The sequence below is a fragment of the Oleispirillum naphthae genome (assembly GCA_027864655.1).
In the GTDB taxonomy this organism is placed as follows: Bacteria; Pseudomonadota; Alphaproteobacteria; order Rhodospirillales; family Rhodospirillaceae; genus Oleispirillum; species Oleispirillum naphthae.
In genome coordinates this window covers 55220-73534 of record JAQAZG010000013.1, presented here as the reverse complement: position 1 = coordinate 73534, position 18315 = coordinate 55220, and the positions used below count along the sequence as shown (strand labels likewise).

At 68.7% G+C, this 18315-nt stretch carries 17 protein-coding genes and 1 tRNA gene; 7 read left to right on the top strand and 11 right to left on the bottom strand.

The window, feature by feature from the left end:
- Positions 1-29: 29 nt before the first annotated feature.
- Positions 30-350 carry a ribbon-helix-helix domain-containing protein gene (locus O7R11_RS13420; RefSeq protein WP_337998037.1) on the bottom strand — a complete coding sequence of 107 codons (321 nt, stop codon included), beginning with the start codon at positions 348-350 and terminating at the stop codon, positions 30-32.
- A gap of 362 nt (positions 351-712) precedes the next feature.
- Here O7R11_RS13420 and O7R11_RS13415 point away from each other — a divergent pair, with 362 nt between their 5' ends.
- The 3 genes from O7R11_RS13415 to O7R11_RS13405 are packed head-to-tail and all read left to right on the top strand — an operon-like array spanning position 713 to position 4232.
- Positions 713-1315, top strand: a complete 603-nt coding sequence (locus O7R11_RS13415; protein ID WP_337998036.1) for a J domain-containing protein — start codon at positions 713-715, stop codon at positions 1313-1315.
- A 24-nt stretch (positions 1316-1339) separates the two neighbouring features.
- On the top strand, positions 1340-2356 hold the full coding sequence (gene cobS / locus O7R11_RS13410; protein ID WP_337998035.1) for a cobaltochelatase subunit CobS: 1017 nt from the start codon (positions 1340-1342) through the stop codon (positions 2354-2356).
- A 4-nt stretch (positions 2357-2360) separates the two neighbouring features.
- Positions 2361-4232, top strand: a complete 1872-nt coding sequence (locus tag O7R11_RS13405) for a cobaltochelatase CobT-related protein (protein WP_337998034.1) — start codon at positions 2361-2363, stop codon at positions 4230-4232.
- Between the two features lie 223 nt (positions 4233-4455).
- Here O7R11_RS13405 and rpmB read toward each other — a convergent pair whose 3' ends face one another.
- From rpmB to scpA, 6 genes are all read right to left on the bottom strand, one after another.
- Positions 4456-4758 carry a 50S ribosomal protein L28 gene (gene rpmB, locus O7R11_RS13400; RefSeq protein WP_337998033.1) on the bottom strand — a complete coding sequence of 101 codons (303 nt, stop codon included), beginning with the start codon at positions 4756-4758 and terminating at the stop codon, positions 4456-4458.
- A gap of 85 nt (positions 4759-4843) precedes the next feature.
- Entirely contained in the window at positions 4844-5452 is a 609-nt protein-coding gene (locus O7R11_RS13395) for a protein phosphatase CheZ (protein ID WP_337998032.1), read from the bottom strand.
- A gap of 27 nt (positions 5453-5479) precedes the next feature.
- Entirely contained in the window at positions 5480-6517 is a 1038-nt protein-coding gene (gene meaB / locus O7R11_RS13390; RefSeq protein WP_337998031.1) for a methylmalonyl Co-A mutase-associated GTPase MeaB, read from the bottom strand.
- 13 nt (positions 6518-6530) lie between these two features.
- Positions 6531-6956: a hypothetical protein gene (locus O7R11_RS13385; protein WP_337998030.1), complete on the bottom strand. Its 426-nt coding sequence runs from the start codon at positions 6954-6956 to the stop codon at positions 6531-6533.
- A gap of 83 nt (positions 6957-7039) precedes the next feature.
- Positions 7040-7768, bottom strand: a complete 729-nt coding sequence (locus O7R11_RS13380; protein WP_337998029.1) for a hypothetical protein — start codon at positions 7766-7768, stop codon at positions 7040-7042.
- 131 nt (positions 7769-7899) lie between these two features.
- Positions 7900-10056 (bottom strand): methylmalonyl-CoA mutase, encoded by a 2157-nt coding sequence (gene scpA, locus O7R11_RS13375; protein ID WP_337998028.1) that lies wholly within the window; start codon positions 10054-10056, stop codon positions 7900-7902.
- A 224-nt stretch (positions 10057-10280) separates the two neighbouring features.
- Here scpA and O7R11_RS13370 point away from each other — a divergent pair, with 224 nt between their 5' ends.
- From O7R11_RS13370 to O7R11_RS13355, 4 genes are all read left to right on the top strand, one after another.
- Positions 10281-11171 carry an NUDIX hydrolase gene (locus O7R11_RS13370; protein WP_337998027.1) on the top strand — a complete coding sequence of 297 codons (891 nt, stop codon included), beginning with the start codon at positions 10281-10283 and terminating at the stop codon, positions 11169-11171.
- 8 nt (positions 11172-11179) lie between these two features.
- Positions 11180-12088: an acetyl-CoA carboxylase carboxyl transferase subunit alpha gene (locus tag O7R11_RS13365; protein WP_337998026.1), complete on the top strand. Its 909-nt coding sequence runs from the start codon at positions 11180-11182 to the stop codon at positions 12086-12088.
- Between the two features lie 78 nt (positions 12089-12166).
- Positions 12167-12243: transfer RNA gene (locus O7R11_RS13360), tRNA-Arg, on the top strand.
- A 123-nt stretch (positions 12244-12366) separates the two neighbouring features.
- Positions 12367-12909 (top strand): SH3 domain-containing protein, encoded by a 543-nt coding sequence (locus O7R11_RS13355; RefSeq protein ID WP_337998025.1) that lies wholly within the window; start codon positions 12367-12369, stop codon positions 12907-12909.
- Positions 12910-13061: 152 nt separating this feature from the next.
- On the opposite strand, the gene O7R11_RS13350 is transcribed toward O7R11_RS13355, so the two are convergent.
- The 4 genes from O7R11_RS13350 to O7R11_RS13335 form a co-directional block, all read right to left on the bottom strand.
- The gene (locus O7R11_RS13350) at positions 13062-14822 is read right to left on the bottom strand and encodes a cation:proton antiporter domain-containing protein (protein WP_337998024.1); all 1761 of its coding nucleotides are present in this window, start codon (positions 14820-14822) and stop codon (positions 13062-13064) included.
- A 73-nt stretch (positions 14823-14895) separates the two neighbouring features.
- On the bottom strand, positions 14896-15444 hold the full coding sequence (locus O7R11_RS13345; protein WP_337998023.1) for a manganese efflux pump MntP: 549 nt from the start codon (positions 15442-15444) through the stop codon (positions 14896-14898).
- A gap of 5 nt (positions 15445-15449) precedes the next feature.
- Positions 15450-17312 (bottom strand): TRAP transporter permease, encoded by a 1863-nt coding sequence (locus O7R11_RS13340; protein ID WP_337998022.1) that lies wholly within the window; start codon positions 17310-17312, stop codon positions 15450-15452.
- A gap of 1 nt (position 17313) precedes the next feature.
- Positions 17314-18285: a TAXI family TRAP transporter solute-binding subunit gene (locus O7R11_RS13335; RefSeq protein WP_337998021.1), complete on the bottom strand. Its 972-nt coding sequence runs from the start codon at positions 18283-18285 to the stop codon at positions 17314-17316.
- Positions 18286-18315: the final 30 nt, after the last annotated feature.

The window sequence follows — 18315 nt, the reverse complement described above, 5'->3', positions numbered from 1 at the left end:
GCGCCCCGCTGCCCCGGCGCGCCGTACCATTACTGGGCGGAGGGGAACTCCCTGCCGCTCAAATCGATGCCCAAGCGATCGAGAAGATGCAGATTCACCCTCTGGCCGTGGCCCGCGGTGAGGTGCCCTTCATCGGTAGCGGCTGCGCGGTAGTACATCAGGATAAAGACGCGGGTAGCCGCGGTCAGGCTCGAAAGCCCCCTACGGTCGTCGATCAGGGAACACAACTCATGCACGGTCATGTCCTCCCTCCGGCAAATTTCCCGCAACGCCTCCCACATCTCCCGCTCAAGACGCATGCTGGTGCGACGACCATTCACGGTAACGTTTCTGTTCGATAGCGTGTTCATGATCCGTCATTCTTCGCTTTTATCGGCACCGATAGATAATCATATCGGCGCTCCGTCTTGCAACCATATAGTTAAGAGAGAGGTGAAATGACGTGTTTTGATTGTCGTTTATGACTGCAAAAACCGCCCTTCGCCGAAGCGGCATGCCCCGGCGCTCCCCCCTCTCACCGTGCCGGAAAGTCGGCTTGCGGCTTTCTCCGGCATTGTCCGCACCAACCGGCATCCCCTCCGGCGACTCCGCGGAACTCCTCTTGTATTAGCGCCAGTATCCCGTGCATGTCCACCCATACCGACGCCGTTGCGCGCAGCATTTCGCTCGGACTCGCCTTGCGCCGGGCGAATCGAATGCGCATAGTGTGGTCATGAAACCGACCAGACGCAGCAAGCGCTACCTCGGCGACCGCCCGGAGAGCGGCGCGCCCGCCTGCGAACATCCGGGCTGCACCCGCCCCGGCGTGTACCGCGCGCCGCGCGACCGCTCCCTCTCGGATTATATGTGGCTGTGCCTGGACCACGTGCGGGAGTACAACCAGTCCTGGGATTTCTATGCGGGCCTGAGCCAGATGGAAATCGAGAGCGAATTGCGCTGCGACACCGTCTGGCAGCGCCCGACCTGGCGCCTGGGTGAAAAGGCGGGGGCCTCCGCGCGCGTCTTCCACGCCGGACGCGCCCACGTGCGCGATCCCTTCTCGGTGTTCGAGGAAGGCCCCGAGGCCGCCGCCAACACCCGCGAGAAGCCCAAAGCGCCCCCCGGTTCGCCGGGCCACGCCATGGAAATTTTAGGCTTGGACTTCCCATTGACGCGACAAGCCCTGAAAATACGCTACCATGATCTCGTCAAGGAACATCACCCGGACCGTCACGGCGGCGACAAGGCCGCCGAGGAACGTCTGAAGATCATCAACCAGGCCCACGCCATCCTGCTGCGCCACATCGACGGCGGCGCAAGGAAAACCGCGGTCTGACAACAACGGATAGCCGAACCCAAAATGACCCAGGAGCAGTTCACCCCCGCCGCCCCGGACCTGCCGGACACCACCGTTTCGGTGCGCGAAACCTTCGGCATCGACCGCGACCTCTCGGTCCCGGCATTCAGCGAGCGCACCGAGCACGTGCCGGAGGTGGACGACACCTACTGCTTCGACCCCACCACCACGCTCGCCATCCTTGCGGGCTTCGCCCACAACCGCCGCGTGATGATTCAGGGCTACCACGGCACCGGCAAATCCACCCACATCGAGCAGGTGGCCGCCCGCCTCAACTGGCCGTGCATCCGCATCAACCTCGACAGCCACGTCTCGCGCATCGACCTCATCGGCAAGGACGCGATCGTGCTGAAGGACGGCAAGCAGATCACCGAATTCCGCGAGGGCATCCTGCCCTGGGCGCTGCGCCGCCCGATGGCTCTGGTGTTCGACGAGTACGACGCGGGCCGCCCCGACGTGATGTTCGTCATCCAGCGCGTGCTCGAGGTGGAAGGCCGCCTCACCCTCCTCGACCAGAACACGGTGATCCAGCCGCACCCGTGCTTCCGCCTGTTCTCCACCACCAATACCGTGGGTCTGGGCGACGCCACCGGCCTCTACCACGGCACGCAGCAGATCAACCAGGGCCAGATGGACCGCTGGAACATCGTCGCCACCCTCAACTACCTCACCCCGGAACGCGAGGAGGCGATCGTCCTGCGCAAGCTCTCCGCCTACGACACGCCGGACGGGCGCAAGCTGCTCGCCGCCATGGTCGGGGTCGCGGGCCTCACCCGCTCGGGCTTCATCAACGGCGACGTCTCCACGGTGATGAGCCCGCGCACCGTGCTCACCTGGGCGGAAAACGCCGAGATCTTCGGCGGCGACACCGCGCTCTCCTTCCGCCTCACCTTCCTCAACAAGTGCGACGAGGCGGAGCGCCCGCTGGTGGCGGAATACTATCAGCGCTGCATCGGCCAGGACCTGCCGGAAACCTCGTTCACCGCACCGGCGCTGTCCCTTTCGTCGCGGCAAGCGTGACGCCATGAGCCCGGCCGCCGCGCTGCCGCCCGACGACGCGGAACTCGTCGAAACCTTCAAGCGCGCCACCGCGGGCTGCGTGCGCGCCATCGCCGGGCGTCCGGAGGTGGAGGTCGGCTTCTCGCCGGGCAACGCCGCCGCGGTGACGGGCGAGCATGTGCAGCTGCCGGTGCCCGCCGGGCACCTCGACCCCGCCCTGGTGCCGCGCCTGCGCGGCATCGCCGACGCCGCGGCCTTGACCCTGCGCTACCACAACGAACGCATTCACGGCCGCTTCACCCCCCTGGGGCCGGACGCCGCCCGCGCCTTCGACGCGCTGGAAAGCGCGCGCACCAAGGCGCTCGGCGCGCTGGCGCTGGCGGGCGTGCACGACAACCTCGCCGCCGCGCTGGACGGCACCCTGCGCGCCCAGGGTCTGCACGCCGCGCTCAAGCCCGACCACGTGCCGGTGCCCGAGGCGCTGCACTGCGCGGCGCTCGCCCGTTTCCTTGGGGGCGACGTGCCGCCGCCCGCCGCCCACATCGCCGAACTGTGGGAAAGCGCCGCCGAGCCGGAGATGGACCGCCTCCTCGATGCGATGCGCGCCACCCTCACCGACCAGGCCGCCTTCGCCCGCGCCGCCCGTCAATTGCTGGCGGAAATGGATATCGAGCCGGAAATCGACCCCGCCCCGGACGACAATGCCGACGCCGAAGCCGAGGACGGCGACGGCGCGCCGCCGGACGCCCAGCAGGGCAGCGGCGAAAAGGGCGACTCGGAAATGGACTCCGCCTCCGCCGCAGCGCAGGAGGCGGCGGACGCCTCGGGCAGCCTGGTGATGGACGACGACGAAAGCCTGATGATGGACGCCGACGGCGCCGATCAGCCCGGCGGGCCGTCGGAACAGCGCCGCAACGACCCCTTCGCGCCGCCCGGCGCCGCCCGCGGCTACGCCGCCTACACCACCGCCTACGACGAAGAGATCCCCGCCGCCGAACTCGGCGACGAGGTCGAACTCGCCCGCCTGCGCCAGCTCCTCGACCGCCAGCTGCTGCCGCTGCAGGGCGTCATCGCCAGGCTCGCCAACCGCCTGCAGCGCCGCCTGATGGCGCGCCAGTTGCGCTCCTGGGAGTTCGACCAGGAGGAAGGCATCCTCGACGCCTCGCGGCTCGCCCGCATCGTCGCCGCGCCGACGCACAGCCTCTCCTTCAAGATCGAGCACGAGACCGACTTCCGCGACACCGTGGTGACGCTGCTCATCGACAATTCCGGCTCGATGCGCGGCAGGCCGATCACCGTCGCCGCGCTCTCCGCCGACATCCTCGCCCGCACTCTCGAACGCTGCGGCGTGAAGGTGGAGATCCTCGGCTTCACCACCCGCGCGTGGAAGGGCGGCAAGGCCCGCGAACAATGGGAAAAGGACGGCCGCCCCGCCAACCCGGGCCGCCTCAACGACCTGCGCCATATCGTCTACAAGGGCGCGGACACCCCCTACCGCCGCGCCAAACGCAACCTCGCCCTGATGCTGCGCGAAGGCATCCTCAAGGAGAACATCGACGGCGAGGCCCTGCTCTGGGCGCACCACCGCCTGATGGCGCGCAGCGAACACCGCCGCATCCTGATGGTCATCTCCGACGGCGCGCCGGTGGACGACTCGACGCTCTCCGCCAATACCGGCGTCTACCTGGAGCGCCACCTGCGCGAAGTCATCGCCTGGGTCGAGGCCACCTCGCCGGTGCAGCTCACCGCCATCGGCATCGGCCACGACGTCACCCGCTACTACCGCCGCGCCGTCACCATCGTCGATGCGGAGGAACTGGGGGGCACCATGCTCAAGGAACTCACCGGCCTCTTCCTCGACGAAGACCCCAATACCCGCGCGGGCCGGGTGTTCTGAACAACCAAAACGTCGCGGGGGGGACTCGGCCCCCCCACACCCCCCATAACCTTGGTTTTTACGCGCAGCGCGATAGAGCCATCACGCGGCGTGACGGTCGTAAGGCACAAGGGCCTCCCGGCCCTTTGCGGGGTCCAGGGGCAGCGCCCCTGGCCCGGCCCTCCGCACAAACGAAACGGGCGCCCCGAGGGGCGCCCGTTTCCGTCTTCGCCGTGCGGCCTGCTTACGCGGCCTTTTCGGCCTTCGCGGCCAGGGCCTTCTTCAGGCGGCGCTTCACCTTGAGCGCCTCTTCCGGCAGCTTCACGTCCGCGGTGGACAGCAGGAAGGCGTCCAGACCGCCGTTGTGTTCGATCGTGCGCAGGCCATTGGTGGAGAGGCGCAGACGCACCGGCACGCCCAGGCCTTCGCTGATCAGCGAGGTTTCCTGGAGGTTGGGCAGGAAGCGGCGGCGCGTCCTGTTATTGGCGTGACTGACGTTGTTGCCGGTCTGCACACCCTTACCCGTGATGGCGCAACGACGAGCCATGACACATTCCTTCCGAAATCATAAAACGCCTGCAAGAGGCGTGGTTCTACAAGGCGGACCCTTGTGCGTCAAGCAAAAACCGCGCTCAGCCGAAGAGCTTGTCGATGTCGCTTTGCGACGCCGAGCCGGAGGGCGCGGCGGCATCGCCGCCGCCGCCGAACAGGCGGTCCACATCGTCCTGGGAGACGCCCTGGCCCGCCAGTTGCGGCCCGTTGAGCAGCGCCGCATCGGCGTCCGCCGGTTTGGCGTCCTCGCCCTTGAGCGCGGCGAGCGCATCGCGGCCCCACATGCCGATGAGGGAGTTGACCCGTTCCTCGACGAATTTCAGCGAGCGCACCACCTTGGTGATGCGCTGGCCGGTGATGTCCTGGAACGAGCAGGCGGTGAAGATTTCGCCCGCGTGTTCGTCCACCTTGGCGAGCGCCGCGGAGACCTCGGGATTCCGAGCCTTTTCACGGGCCTCCGCGACGAGATCGGAGATCGCCTCGACGTTCTCCATGATGGTGTTGGTGGCCGCCTCGGTATGTTCGACGATGGCGTCGAGTTCGTCGCTCATCTGTTCGAAGCGGTCCTCGGAATCGCCCGGCCGACGGATCGCCGCGATCTCGCGGCGGATTTTCTGGATGTGTTCGAACAGGCCCAGCAGTTCGTACTTGAGCATGTCCACTTCGGTCTTGGTCGGGGTCTTTCCCATCCTGGTCTTTCCTCCGCCGGCCCGGATTCAGGGCCGGTAGCTGCCCTTGACGAAGGCCTCCATCATCGCCTTGGCGGCCGCCGAAGGCGTCGCCCGCGAATGCGCCACTTCGCCTTCCAGATCGCCGATCATCGCGTTGACCGCCGGGTGGGCGCGCAGCGCCTCCATCAGGTTGTCGCCGACTTCCGACCACATCCAGTCGCGGGCCTGCGCCATGCGGCGCTTGTCGAAGAGACCGGCCTCCAGCATCACGCCCTTGAAATCCTCCAAGGTTTCCCAGACTTCGTCAATCCCGCGGGATTCCAGCGAGGAGACCTTCATCACCGGCGGAATCCATTTGGAATTGGACGGATAGAGCAGTTGCAGGGCGTTCTGGTAGGCGCCCTTGGCGCGGTCGCCGGCACGTTCCAGGTCGCCGTCGCACTTGTTGACGACGAGCACGTCGGCAAGCTCCACGATACCCTTCTTGATGCCCTGCAACTCGTCGCCGCCGCCCGGCACCAGAACCAGGACGAACACGTCGGTCATCTGCGCCACGGCGATTTCCGATTGGCCGACGCCCACGGTCTCCACCAGGATGATGTCGTAGCCCGCCGCCTCGCAGACCAGCATGGCCTCGCGGGTGCGACGCGCCACGCCGCCGAGCGTGCAGCCCGAGGGCGTGGGGCGGATATAGGCGTTGGGGTTGGTGGCGAGGTGTTCCATGCGGGTCTTGTCGCCGAGGATCGAGCCCTTGGTCTTGGGGCTCGAAGGGTCGATGGCGAGCACCGCGATGCGGTGGTCCTGTTCGGTCACGTAGGTGCCGAAGGCCTCGGTGAAGGTGGACTTGCCCGCGCCCGGCACCCCCGAAAGGCCGATGCGCAGCGACTTGCCGGTATGCGGCAGCAGCTTGGTGAGGAGCTGGTCGGCGACCTCCCGGTGATCGTGGCGTTGCGATTCGATCAGGGTGATCGACCGCGCGAGCGCGCGGGTATTCCCGGCCAGAACGCCCTCGTAGAGTTCTTCGACGTCGTACTGCGGCCCCGACGGCCGCGTCACCATCCGCGTCGTATTGAGCGTCGTCACTGTTACTTCCCCCTTATGTCTTGGACTTCCCGTTGAAGAAGGCCTGCATCGCCGCCGCGGCGAGTTTGCGCCGCGTCTGATCGTCGAGTTCGGCCAGAACCGATTGTTTTTCTTTGTGCAGAGCCATGGCTCGACGAATCAACTCGGCTCGCCCCACGGGCGGCGAGGCGCCTTCCCGCTGGCGCGGGAGGCCTTCCGTCCGGTCGAGACCCTCCGCCAAAGCGATGCGCGTCACCGCGGCGTCCACCGCCTCGACCAAGTCCTTATCGGACTGCGGTCCGGGCGGCGCAGGTTCAGGCGAGACGGTTCGCAGCGCTTCCCCGCGCGGCTGTCGCCGCTGCGCCGCGTGATAGGCGTCCATTTTCTCGCACGCCTCCCTCGACATGAACAATCGAAGCAAGCCGTTCCAGAACCAACTCATATCCGCAGCCGACGTCATGCGCTCCTAACGGCCGCGCGAGTGTAGCACGTTCGGAAGCGGGTCCAAGAGTTTTCCTAGGATTCCGGCGGGATTTCGCGGGGTCAAGGGGCCTGGCGCAGCGGTTCGGAGAAGCCCAGGGACGCGCCGTGGCGGGTGCGGGAAATGGCGGCGCGCGCGGTGGGACGCAACCGGGCGCGCATCTCGCCGATCAGGCGGGCGGCGAAGGGTGCGGCGGCGATCACCGTGTTGACCGCGAGGTCGGCCTGCAGCAGCGCCAGCGCCGCGTCGATGCGCGGCGCCACGCCGGGGCCGCTCTCGGCCTCGCGCGCCGCCATCCAGGCGGCGGCGAGCGCAAGGCGCTCGGCGAGCAGCGCCGCCTGGCGCATCTCCGCGCTGCCGTGGCTCCCGGCGCGCGCTGCCTCGACGATCACCGCCACGGTTCCGGCCTCCACCGCGGCGATCGCCTCGGCGCGGCGGCGGCGCACCGCGGCGCCGATCAACCCTGCGGCCATCCCGGCGCAGAGAAGCGCGGCAAGCACCGCGAACGCGGCGGCCGGACGGTGGGTCTCGAAGAGGAAGGAGGCGGCGGCGAACGCACAAGCGGCGGCGGCGGCGGCGAAGAGAACGAAGGCGCGGCGCAGGGCGGTCTCGACGAGGAAATAGCCGATCGGCGCGACCATGCCGTAGACCATGCCGAGAACCAGGAAGGCGGTGTCGAGCGGTGAGGGGTGCAACCCGGCGATGACGACGCGTGCCGCGGGTCCGAGCACTGCAATGGACAGCAGTACGGCCAGGACCAGAACCGCGATTTCGCCGAGAATGCGTCCCATGGCGCCTCCGTGCCGGAATTTGCGAGAGAATCGCATCTGCCGCACGGCGGCGCAGTGACGGGGGTCACCTCCGCGCAAAAAAGCACCGGGCCGAAGCCCGGTGCTCATTACCACTCCGTTGCCGGAACCGATTACTCGGCAGCGACGGCCGGAGCGCCGTTCAGGATGTCCAGCACCTTGCGGGCGCAGGTCGGCAGGTGGGTGCCGGGGCCGAACACGGCCTTGACGCCCGCCTTGAACAGGAAGTCGTAGTCCTGGTGCGGAATCACGCCGCCCACGAACACCACCGGATCCTTGACGCCGAGCTTCTTCATCTCGTTGATGAGAGCCGGAGCCAGGGTCTTGTGACCGGCAGCGAGCGAGGAGAAGCCGACGACGTGCACGTCGTTCTCGACGGCCATCTTCGCGGCCTCTTCCGGGGTCTGGAACAGCGGCCCGACATCGACGTCGAAGCCCAGGTCGGCGAAGGCCGAAGCCACCACCTTCTGGCCGCGGTCGTGACCGTCCTGGCCGATCTTGGCGACCAGCATACGCGGGCGACGGCCTTCCTTCTCGGCGAAGACGTCGATGTCCTTCTTCAGGGCGTCGAACTCGGCATCGCCTTCGAAGGCCGCGCCGTACACGCCGGAGACCGTGCGGATCTGGGCGTTGTAGCGGCCGACCACCTTCTCGATGGCGGTGGAGATTTCGCCGACGGTGGCGCGGGCGCGGGTCGCCGTGACGGCCAGGTCGAGGAGGTTGCCCTCGCCGCTCTCGGTCGCCTTGGTGATCGCGTCGAGAGCCGCCTGGCAGGCCTTCTCGTCGCGGGTGGCGCGGATCTGCTTGAGGCGCGCAACCTGCGATTCACGAACCGCCGTGTTATCGACTTCGAGGATGTCGATCGGCGCCTCTTCCTTCTGCTTGTACTTGTTCACGCCGACGATGACTTCGGTGCCGCGGTCGATGGCGGCCTGACGGCGAGCCGCGGCCTCCTCGATCTTCAGCTTCGGCATGCCGGACTCGATGGCCTTGGCCATGCCGCCCAGTTCCGCGATCTCGTCCATCAGCTTCTGGGCTTCGGCGATCAGGGAGCCGGTGAGGGCTTCGACGTAGTAGGAGCCGGCCATCGGATCGACGGTCTGGCAGACGCGGCTCTCCTCCTGGACGACGATCTGGGTGTTGCGGGCGATGCGGGCCGAGAACGGGGTCGGCAGCGCAATCGCTTCGTCGAGCGCGTTGGTGTGCAGGGACTGCGTACCGCCGAGCACCGCCGCCAGGCATTCCAGGGTGGTGCGGATGACGTTGTTGTACGGGTCCTTTTCCGCCAGCGACCAACCGGAGGTCTGGCAGTGGGTGCGCAGAGCGAGCGAATCCGCCTTCTGGGGATTGAACTGGCTCATCAGTTGCGCCCACAGGAAGCGGGCGGCGCGCAGCTTGGCGATCTCCATGAAGAAGTTCATGCCGATGCCGAAGAAGAACGACAGACGCGGCGCGAACGCATCGACCGGCAGACCGGTGGCGACGGCAGCCTTGGCATACTCCAGGCCATCGGCCAGGGTGAAGGCGAGTTCCTGCACCGCAGTCGCGCCGGCTTCCTGGATGTGGTAGCCGGAGATCGAGATGGAGTTGAACTTCGGCATGTTCGCCGAGGTGTAGGCGATGATGTCGGAGATGATCCGCATCGACGGAGCCGGCGGGTAGATGTAGGTGTTACGAACCATGAACTCCTTGAGGATGTCGTTCTGGATCGTACCGGCCATCACCTTCTTATCGACGCCCTGCTCTTCGCCGGCCACGATGTAACCCGCGAGAATCGGGATCACCGCGCCGTTCATCGTCATCGAGACGGACATCTTGTCGAGCGGAATGCCATCGAAGAGAATCTTCATGTCTTCGATGGAATCGATCGCCACGCCGGCCTTGCCGACGTCGCCGACCACACGCGGGTGATCGGAGTCATAGCCGCGGTGGGTGGCCAGGTCGAAGGCCACCGACACGCCCTGCTGACCGGCGGCCAGGTTCGCGCGGTAGAACTTGTTGGATTCCTCGGCGGTGGAGAAACCGGCGTACTGGCGGATCGTCCACGGACGCCCGGTGTACATGGACGCGCGCGGGCCGCGGGTGAACGGCGGCATGCCCGGGAAGGTGTTGAGGTGTTCCAGACCTTCCAGGTCTTCGGCGGTGTAGAGCGGCTTGATCTTGATGCCTTCGGGCGTATCGCGGACCAGGGACTCCCAGGTCTTGCCCTTCAGGTCTTTCGTGACGGCTTGTTCCCAGGCAGCCCGGGACTGTTCGAATTTAACGGCCATTGTGAATTTCCCCTATTGAAGGTCGAACGTCCCGCCGGTTTTCCGGCTTATCGGTCGTTCGCAAGCGGCGGCATTATACCCGAAAAGCCGAGGCTGTCTACGGAACCCGCGGCTTTTTTGCGGCGGCTCTTCACAACCGCTTCCGGGCGCGTCACACTGCCTCTCCGCGGGCGTTCCGGCGCGATGCGGGAAGTGCCTTTATTACATAAAGGAAGAGACGGCTGATGTTGTTCGGTCCCGGCCTTTTTCGTCATGTTTCGGCCTGCAACGTGCGCAATCTGACGCGGGTGAGCCCTCTGGTTGCGGAGTACCGGCGCCTCGCGTGGCCCGGTGCGGCGGCGCAGGAGGCCATGGCGAGTCTCGACCGCCACTTCGTGCGCGACGGCGCGATCTGGCGCTTCGCCGAAAGTTGCCGCACCACCGCGGCGCGCACCGCGGCGCTCGCCGCGGTGGCCAAGGCGCTGGCGCGCACCGGGCAGATCCGGCCGCTGCGCGGCGAACTCTACCCGGTGACCACCGAGTGGGGCGCCCCGGTGGCCTGCGCGATCGACCGCAGCGCCTCGGTGGCGATGGGGGTGCGCGCCTTCGGCGTGCATTTGAACGGCTTCGTGCGGCGCGGCGACGGCATCCACCTCTGGGTGGCGCGGCGCGCCCGCGACAAGGCGGTGGCCCCGGGCAAGCTCGACAACATGGTGGCGGGCGGCCAGCCGGCGCGCCTCACCCTCAAGGAGAACCTGATCAAGGAATGCGCGGAAGAGGCCTCTCTGCCGCGCGCGCTGGCGGAACGCGCATCGCCGGTGGGGCTGGTGCGCTACTGCTTCTCCACCCCCGAGGGGCTGAAGCCCGACACCCTCTTCTGCTACGACCTGGAAATGCCCGGCGACGTGGTCCCCACCCCCGGCGACGACGAGTGCGAGGCCTTCGAACTGTGGCCGGTGGCGCGCGTGCTCGAAACGCTCGCCCGCACCGACGACTTCAAGTTCAACGTGCCCCTGGTGATTCTCGACTTCTGCCTGCGCCACGGCGTGCTGACGCCGGAGAACGCGCCGGAATACACCGCGATCGCCAGCAACCTGCGCCGGCCGTTTCCCGATTCCGAACCGCTGGAACCTTGAGGAAGGGCATGCTGTTTCTCGACTTCGAGGACTCCGTCGCCGCCCTGGAAGCCGAACTCGCCGAGCTGCGCCACGGCGGCGGCGGCGGCGAGGAAGAGGCGCGGCTCAAGGCCCGCATCGACCGCCAGCTCGACGCCCTCTACGGCCGCCTCACCCCGTGGCAGACGGTGCAGGTGGCGCGCCACCCGGAGCGCCCCGGCGCGCGCGAGGTGATCCGCGTGCTCGGCCGCGGCTTGATCGAGCTTGCGGGCGACCGCGCCGAGGGCGACGACCCGCTGGTCGCGGGCGGCATCGCGCGGATCAAGGACCACGGCGTGGTGCTGATCGGCCACGACCGCGCCGAGGACGGCGCGCCCCGCCCCGCCGCCTCCGGCCTGCGCAAGACCGCGCGCCTGTTGCGCCTCGCCGAGCGCTTCCGCCTGCCCGCGGTGTTGATCGCCGCCGCCGCGCCCGCCGCGGAGGACGCCGGACCCGCCCTGCGCGCCTGCCTGGAGACCGCGCTCGATTTGCGCGTGCCGCTCGTCTCGGTGGCGACGGGCGCGCTCGCCGGGCCCGCGGCGGCGCTTTCCGTCTGCGCCGACGCGCCCCTGATGCTGCAGCACGCCTGCCTCTCGGTGGTGACGCCGGAGGCCGCCGCGGCGCTCTGGCCCGAGGGCGGCGACGCTGCGCGCACGCTTTCCGCCGCCGCGGACTCCCTGCACCTCACCGCCGCCGCGTTGCTTGCCCAGGGGGTGATCGACGCGGTGATCGCGGAGCCGCGCGGCGGCGCGCACCGCGAGCCCTTCGCCGCGGCGCGGGAGATCGGCGCGGCGCTGCTGGCGCGGCTCGAAACCCTGCGCCACGTCGATGGCGGCCTCCTGCGCGCCAGGCGGCGCGAGCGCCTCGCCGCCTTCGGACGCGCCGCCGCGGCTCCGTGACGAAAGGCTGTTTTTTGTCTTGCGCGGGGGTCGGAAATTGCGTATTCAGTCGCCCTTGCCCGCAACCGCGGGCGGCAGGCGCCCGTAGCTCAATTGGATAGAGCATCTGACTACGGATCAGAAGGCTAGGGGTTCGAATCCTCTCGGGCGCGCCATTCCCCCCCCTCACGGTTTTTTCGCGCAATCCTTACGGAACCTTTGCGCCCGCCGGGATTGCCCGCCGCCACGCCTTTGCCCCATATCGCGGGGGAAGGGGAGAACACCGAGGAGTCCCGACGATGAAATACCTTCCTGCCGCCGCCTTCGGATGCCTGATGCTCGCCGCCGCTCCCGCCTGGGCGGCCGAGGGCTACACGCTGTCCGGGGTCAACCTGCGCGCCGGGCCCGGCACCGGCTATCCCGTGCTCGCACAGATGCCGCCCGGCATCCCGCTCGCCATTCAGGGCTGCCTCGCGGGCGGCTCGTGGTGCGACGTCGCCTCCGGGCCGCTGCGCGGCTGGGTTTCCGGCCGCTACATCGGCGGCGCCCTGGGCGGGCCGCCGGTGGTCTCGGTGCAGATCGGCGCGCCGTTCCTGGTGTTCGACCTCGCCTCGTACTGGGACAACCACTACCGCGACCGCCGCTTCTACCACCAGCGCGACAGCTACCGGCACGCGCCGCAGCCCTATTACGTGAAGAAGCCGCAAATGCAGCATCACCAGCCGCAGCCGCCGCGGCAGCCGCAGGTGCAACATCGCCAGCCACAGCAGCAGAAGCCGCAGATGCAGCATCGCCAGCCACAGCAGCCCGACTGCCGCGCGCCGGGCGGCCGCTGCCGGTAGCAGCACCAAAAACTTTGCGAGGGGTCTTGGACCCCTCGCGCTCCCCCTAATTTTTTCGCCACATAGCGGCTATCGACAGCAGGCTTGTGGCGCTGCGCGCAAAACCAAAAGTCATGGGAGTTCCGGAGGGACCGAGCCCCTCCGCGAAGTTTTTAAATGCTGGCGCCGTCGGTCACCGGCTCGGGTTCGGCCGCGGGAGGCGCCGCTTCCACCGGCGCGAGGTAGCGGGTCAGCGCCTTCGCCACCTCGTGGGTGCCGGTGATCACCCGGTCGGCGCCGAATTCCAGCAGGCGCTCGGTTTCCGCATCGGAATAGGCGCGCGACAGAATGGCGAGGCCGGGGCTCACCGCACGCGCCTGCACCACCACCTGCCCCGCCTCGAACGCCTGGGGGATCGCCACCACAAGCTGGCGCGCCGCTTCGAGGTTGGCGGCGGCCAGCACCTCCGGGTCGGCGGCATTGCCGAGGATCGCCGCCACCCCTTCGGCGCGCAGCTTCTCCACCTTGATGTCGGACTCCTCGATCACCAGCACCGGCACATCGCGCGCCACCAGTTCCGCGATGATGCGGCTGCCCACCGCGCCGCCGCCGACCACCACCACGTGACCGGAAAGCTCGGTGCGCGGCAGCGCCGTCCGCGCCGGTTCCGGCGATGGCGTGCCGGGGGCGGCGGGCTCGGGCGGCGGGCCGAGGCGCGCCTCGGCGCGGGCCTGCAGGCGTTCCGCGGCGAGGAAGGCGAGCGGATTGAGCAGGATGGAGAGGATCGCCCCGGCGAGCACCAGGCCGCGGGCATGCTCGGGCAGCAGCCCGAGGCGGATGCCGAGTTCGGTGAGGATGAACGAGAACTCGCCGATCTGCCCCACCCCGGCGGCAAGCATCCAGGCGGTGGCGGGCGGCTGGCCGAGGCGCGAAACGACGAAATGCGCGGTGAGGCCGTTGGCGAGCATGACGATGACCAGCACGCCGAGGATCGGCCCCGGGCTGCGCCACAGGTCCGAGGGGTCGAACAGCATGCCGACGGAAACGAAGAACAGCACCGCGAAGGCGTCGCGCAGCGGCAGGGTCTCCTCCGCGGCGCGCTGGCTGAGTTCGGACTCGCTCAGCACCATGCCGGCGAAGAACGCGCCGAGCGCCAGCGACACGCCGAACAGCTGCGCCGCGCCGAAGGCGACGCCGAGGGCGATCGCCAGCACCGCAAGGCGGAACAGCTCGCGCGAGCCCATGTGCGCGACGACGTGCAGCAGCGCCGGAATGACGCGGCGGCCGACGCCCATCATCAGCGCGACGAACAGCACCACCTTGGCGAGGGTGAGCGCGAGAACGCCGGAAAAGCCGAGACCGAGGCGGGTCGCCAGCCAGTCCCCGGCGGTGGCGGGCGCGGTGCCGCCGAGCGCGCCCGCGACCACCGGCAGCAGCACCAAAACGAGGACCATGGCGACGTCTTCCACCACCAGCCAGCCCACGGCGATGCGGCCGCGCTCGCAATCGAAGATGTGGCGCTCCTGCAGGGCGCGCAGCAGCACCACGGTGGAGGCCACCGAGAGCGCCAGGCCGAACACCACACCCTCGCCCGCCGTCCACCCCATGGCGAAGGCGAGCGCGGAGCCGAGAAGCGTGGCGACGAGCATCTGCGCCAGCGCGCCGGGCACCGCGACGCGCGCCACGGAGAGCAGGTCCTTCCAGGAGAAATGCAGGCCGACGCCGAACATCAGCAGAATGACGCCGATCTCCGCGAGCTGCGGCGCGAGCGTCTGGTCGGCGACGAAGCCCGGCGAATGCGGCCCGACCACCAATCCGGCGAGCAGGTAGCCGACCAGCGGCGAAACCTTGAGGCGCGCCGCCAGCGCCCCGAAGACGAAGGCGAGTCCGATGCCGACGACGATGGTGGAGATCAGGGGCGAGGCGTGGGGCATGAGCGGACTTTCGGGTGCGGGGGTCCCTTTAAAGAGTGGGGAGTCTCCCCCGTGGAGCGCAACCCCGGCGGGATCAGGCGAGCAGGTGGGCGGCGAGAATGCGCCCCCCCAGCGCGGCGAGCACCAGGCCGCCCGCCACCTGCGCCGCGGTTCCGGCGCGGCGGCCGACGCGGCAGCCGAACAGCACCCCCACCGCCGAAAAGCCGAAGGTGACGAGGCCGATCACCGCGACGGTCAACGGCGCATCGACCTCGGTCATGCCCAGGCCGACGCCGACCACGCCCGCGTCGATGCTGGTGCCCACCCCCATGGCGAGCAGCGCGGGCCAGGCCGGACACACCGGCTCCGCCGCGCCGCCGGACAGCGCCTTGACCGCCATCTGGCCGCCGACGGCGGAGAGCAGGATGAAGGCGATCCAGTGGTCCCAGGCGCTCGCCACCCGCACCAGCGCGACGCCGAGGCGGATCCCGGCGAGGGCGATCGCCATCTGGCACAGACCGAAGGCGGTGCCGACGCGCGCCGCATCGGCCAGGCGCGGCCGCCGCAGCGCCACCCCGGTGGCGAGCGCGGCGGCGAGCGAATCGACGGAAAGCCCGACGGCAAGCGAAAGGGTTGCGAACATTCCCATCATATCCCGAAGCCGAAGATCAGAACCCCGCCCGCCAGCGCGCCGAGCGGGGTGACCCACCAGCGGCGCAGCGGATTGATCGCGGCGGCGGAGAACAGCCAGACGCCGAGCCCCACCTTGAGGCTGGCGGCCAGCGCGAGCAGCGGCGCGTTCCCCATCTGCAGCATCGACGGGTTGGCGACGAAGCCCATGGGCAGGATGAACAGCCCGATGCCGAGTTGCATCGAACGCCACGCCACCGGCAGCCACGCAGTGTTGGCGATGCCCGCGGCGATGAACACGTTGCCGCACACCGGCGGGGTGATGGTGCAGAGAAGCGCGTACCAGAAGACGAAGAGGTGGGCGTAGAGCTCAGGCAGGCCGAGGTCCACCAGCGCCGGGCCCGCCACCGCGACGGTGATGATGTAGGCGGCGGTGGTGGGCAGCTCCATGCCGAGCACCAGCCCGGCCATGCCGGTGAGGATCAGCGCGATCCACAGGTTGCCGCCGGAGGCGGAGAGGATCAGCGAGGTGATCTTCACGCCGATGCCGGTCATGTTGAACACGCCGACGATAAGGCTGGCGCACAGCAGGATGGCGGCGATCGCCGCGACCTGGCGGCCGGATTCGACGCAGGCGGTCCACAGGCGGTGCAGCCAGCGGCGCAGGCGGACCTCGCCGTAGCCGTCGGCGGCGAGCAGCACCGCGGTGGCGAGCGTCGCCATCGCCGCCGCGTAGGGGGCGGTGAAGCCGGTGAACGCCAGCATGTAGGTGAGCATGGCGAAGGGGACCGCGAAGAACGGGAAAGTGCGCGCCACCACCACCCAGCCCGGCAGATCCTCGCGGCGCAGGCCGGTGAGGTTCCAGCGCAGGGCGAAGAGGTGCACGCCGAACCATACGGTGGAGAAGAAGAGAAACGCCGAGGGCGTCGCCGCCTGCATGATGCTGAGGTAGTCGGTGTGCAGCAGCTGCGCCATGACGAACACGCCCGCGCCCATCAGGGGCGGCATGATCTGCCCGCCGGTGGAGGCCACCGCCTCCACCGCCGCGGCCATGGCGGGCGGGTAGCCCAGGCGCTTCATCGCCGGAATGGTGACCATGCCGGTGGAGGCGGTGTTGGCCGCGGCGACGCCGGAGATGGTGCCGTACATCGCGCTGGAGAGCACCGCCACCTTCGCCGCGCCCGCGCGGAAGCGCCCGGCGAGCTGGATGGCGAGCGCCATGAAGCCGGTGCCCGCCGCGCCCGCGGAGATGAACGAGCCGAGGATGACGAACTGCGCGATGGTCTCCGACGAGACCTCCGCCATCGGCCCCCAGACGCCGCCCTCGGTGATGGTCAGGGTGCCGAGGATATAGTCGAAGGGCAGCTCGCCGTGGCCGAAGGTGCCGGGGATGAGGTGGCCGAAGAAGCCGTAGGCGAGCGCGAGGGAGGCGATGGCCGGCAGCACCGCCTTGACCGAGCGGCGCGCCATTTCCAGCACCGAGAGAATCAGCACCGAGGCGATGACGATTTGCAGCGCCCCGTCGAGCGAGCCGTACTGGTCGGCCAGCATGTCCTCGTTGAGCGCGATGCAGGCCGCGGCGAGGAAGCCGCCGCCGCCCAGGGCATAGCCGAGCCGCCGTTCGAAGGCGGTGCGGGCGCGCAGCAGGAAGAAGATCCACGGCACCGCCAGCATGAAGTGCAGCGGCCGCGCCACCAGGGCGGGGATCAGCCCGGCGAACACCAGGTAGAGATGGAAGGCGACGGTGGCCATGCCGAAGACCAGGCACGCCCACTCCCCCGCGGCGATCTGCCGCAGGGGACGGGCGAGCGGGGCATCGGCGGGAATGTACCGTCCTTCATCGGGGTCGATCATCCGCCCCGCGGTGGTCTCGATCGTCATGTCACTTCATGGAGTCGGGCAGTTTGAGTCCGATCTCGGCATAATACTTGGCGGCGCCGGGATGGACCTTGGCGCCGAGGAGCGGCACCACGTCCTTGGTCACGCCCTTCCACCACGGATTGTCGGCGGCGAGCTTCGCCTTCCACTCCCAGAAGGTCTTGGTGATGGTGTAGGCGGTCTTGTCGTCCATCTTGGCGGTGCCGTAGGCGCCCACCGGCATCGCCAGCGTGGCGACCGGCTTGTCCTGGCCCTTGTAGGTGCCCGCGGGCAGAGTGAGCGGCGCGTACATCGGGTTCATCTTGATGATCGCGGCGCGCTCGGCGTCGGTGAACGACAGGATGGTCAGTTCGTTGGTGGTGGCAAGCTCGACGAGTTGCGGCGTCGGGTGCGACGAGCAGGTGGCGAAGCCGTCGATCTTGGCGTTGCGCATCGCCGAGCTGGCGGCGGGCAGTTCCACCGCCTCGACGTTCACCTTGCCGGCGAGGCCGAGAACGGTGAGCGCCTTGTCCACGCTCTTCTCGCAGAAGGTGCCCTTGCCGCCGGAAACGAAGGTATGGCCTGCGAGCCCGGGGATCGAGGTGATGCCGGTCTCGTTGCGCACCACGAAGTGCACGGTGATGCCCGGAACCGGGAACAGCGCGCGCGCGGTGTCGTGGGCCTGGCCCTCGAAGGGCTTCTTGCCCTCGCGCGCGGAGGCGATGAGGCTCGGCGGCGAGGTGAACAGGAAGTTGCCGGGGCGCACGAACGATTCCTTGACGTTCTGCACCGAACCCTGGCTCTCCTCGACGGTGGGAATGATCGCGCCCTTGCTCGCGGTCTTCATCATCTCGGCGAGCTGCACCATCATCATGTAGTACGAGGACGTGGTCTTGGCCGACTTCAGGGTGATCTGGGTCGCCGCCTGCGCCCCCGTGGCTGCGAGGCAGGCCGCAAAAGCGGCGGCGATCGCCTTGCCGATAAGTGCCCTGTTCATGCTTGTTCCTCCGGATCTGCCGGACGGGCG

Coding starts and splice junctions, on each gene's coding strand:
- O7R11_RS13420 (WP_337998037.1), bottom strand. CDS start 350: ATGAACACGCTATCGAACAGAAACGTTACCGTGAATGGTCGTCGCACC.
- O7R11_RS13415 (WP_337998036.1), top strand. CDS start 713: ATGAAACCGACCAGACGCAGCAAGCGCTACCTCGGCGACCGCCCGGAG.
- cobS (WP_337998035.1), top strand. CDS start 1,340: ATGACCCAGGAGCAGTTCACCCCCGCCGCCCCGGACCTGCCGGACACC.
- O7R11_RS13405 (WP_337998034.1), top strand. CDS start 2,361: ATGAGCCCGGCCGCCGCGCTGCCGCCCGACGACGCGGAACTCGTCGAA.
- rpmB (WP_337998033.1), bottom strand. CDS start 4,758: ATGGCTCGTCGTTGCGCCATCACGGGTAAGGGTGTGCAGACCGGCAAC.
- O7R11_RS13395 (WP_337998032.1), bottom strand. CDS start 5,452: ATGGGAAAGACCCCGACCAAGACCGAAGTGGACATGCTCAAGTACGAA.
- O7R11_RS13385 (WP_337998030.1), bottom strand. CDS start 6,956: ATGACGTCGGCTGCGGATATGAGTTGGTTCTGGAACGGCTTGCTTCGA.
- O7R11_RS13380 (WP_337998029.1), bottom strand. CDS start 7,768: ATGGGACGCATTCTCGGCGAAATCGCGGTTCTGGTCCTGGCCGTACTG.
- scpA (WP_337998028.1), bottom strand. CDS start 10,056: ATGGCCGTTAAATTCGAACAGTCCCGGGCTGCCTGGGAACAAGCCGTC.
- O7R11_RS13370 (WP_337998027.1), top strand. CDS start 10,281: ATGTTGTTCGGTCCCGGCCTTTTTCGTCATGTTTCGGCCTGCAACGTG.
- O7R11_RS13365 (WP_337998026.1), top strand. CDS start 11,180: ATGCTGTTTCTCGACTTCGAGGACTCCGTCGCCGCCCTGGAAGCCGAA.
- O7R11_RS13355 (WP_337998025.1), top strand. CDS start 12,367: ATGAAATACCTTCCTGCCGCCGCCTTCGGATGCCTGATGCTCGCCGCC.
- O7R11_RS13350 (WP_337998024.1), bottom strand. CDS start 14,822: ATGCCCCACGCCTCGCCCCTGATCTCCACCATCGTCGTCGGCATCGGA.
- O7R11_RS13345 (WP_337998023.1), bottom strand. CDS start 15,444: ATGTTCGCAACCCTTTCGCTTGCCGTCGGGCTTTCCGTCGATTCGCTC.
- O7R11_RS13340 (WP_337998022.1), bottom strand. CDS start 17,312: ATGACGATCGAGACCACCGCGGGGCGGATGATCGACCCCGATGAAGGA.
- O7R11_RS13335 (WP_337998021.1), bottom strand. CDS start 18,285: ATGAACAGGGCACTTATCGGCAAGGCGATCGCCGCCGCTTTTGCGGCC.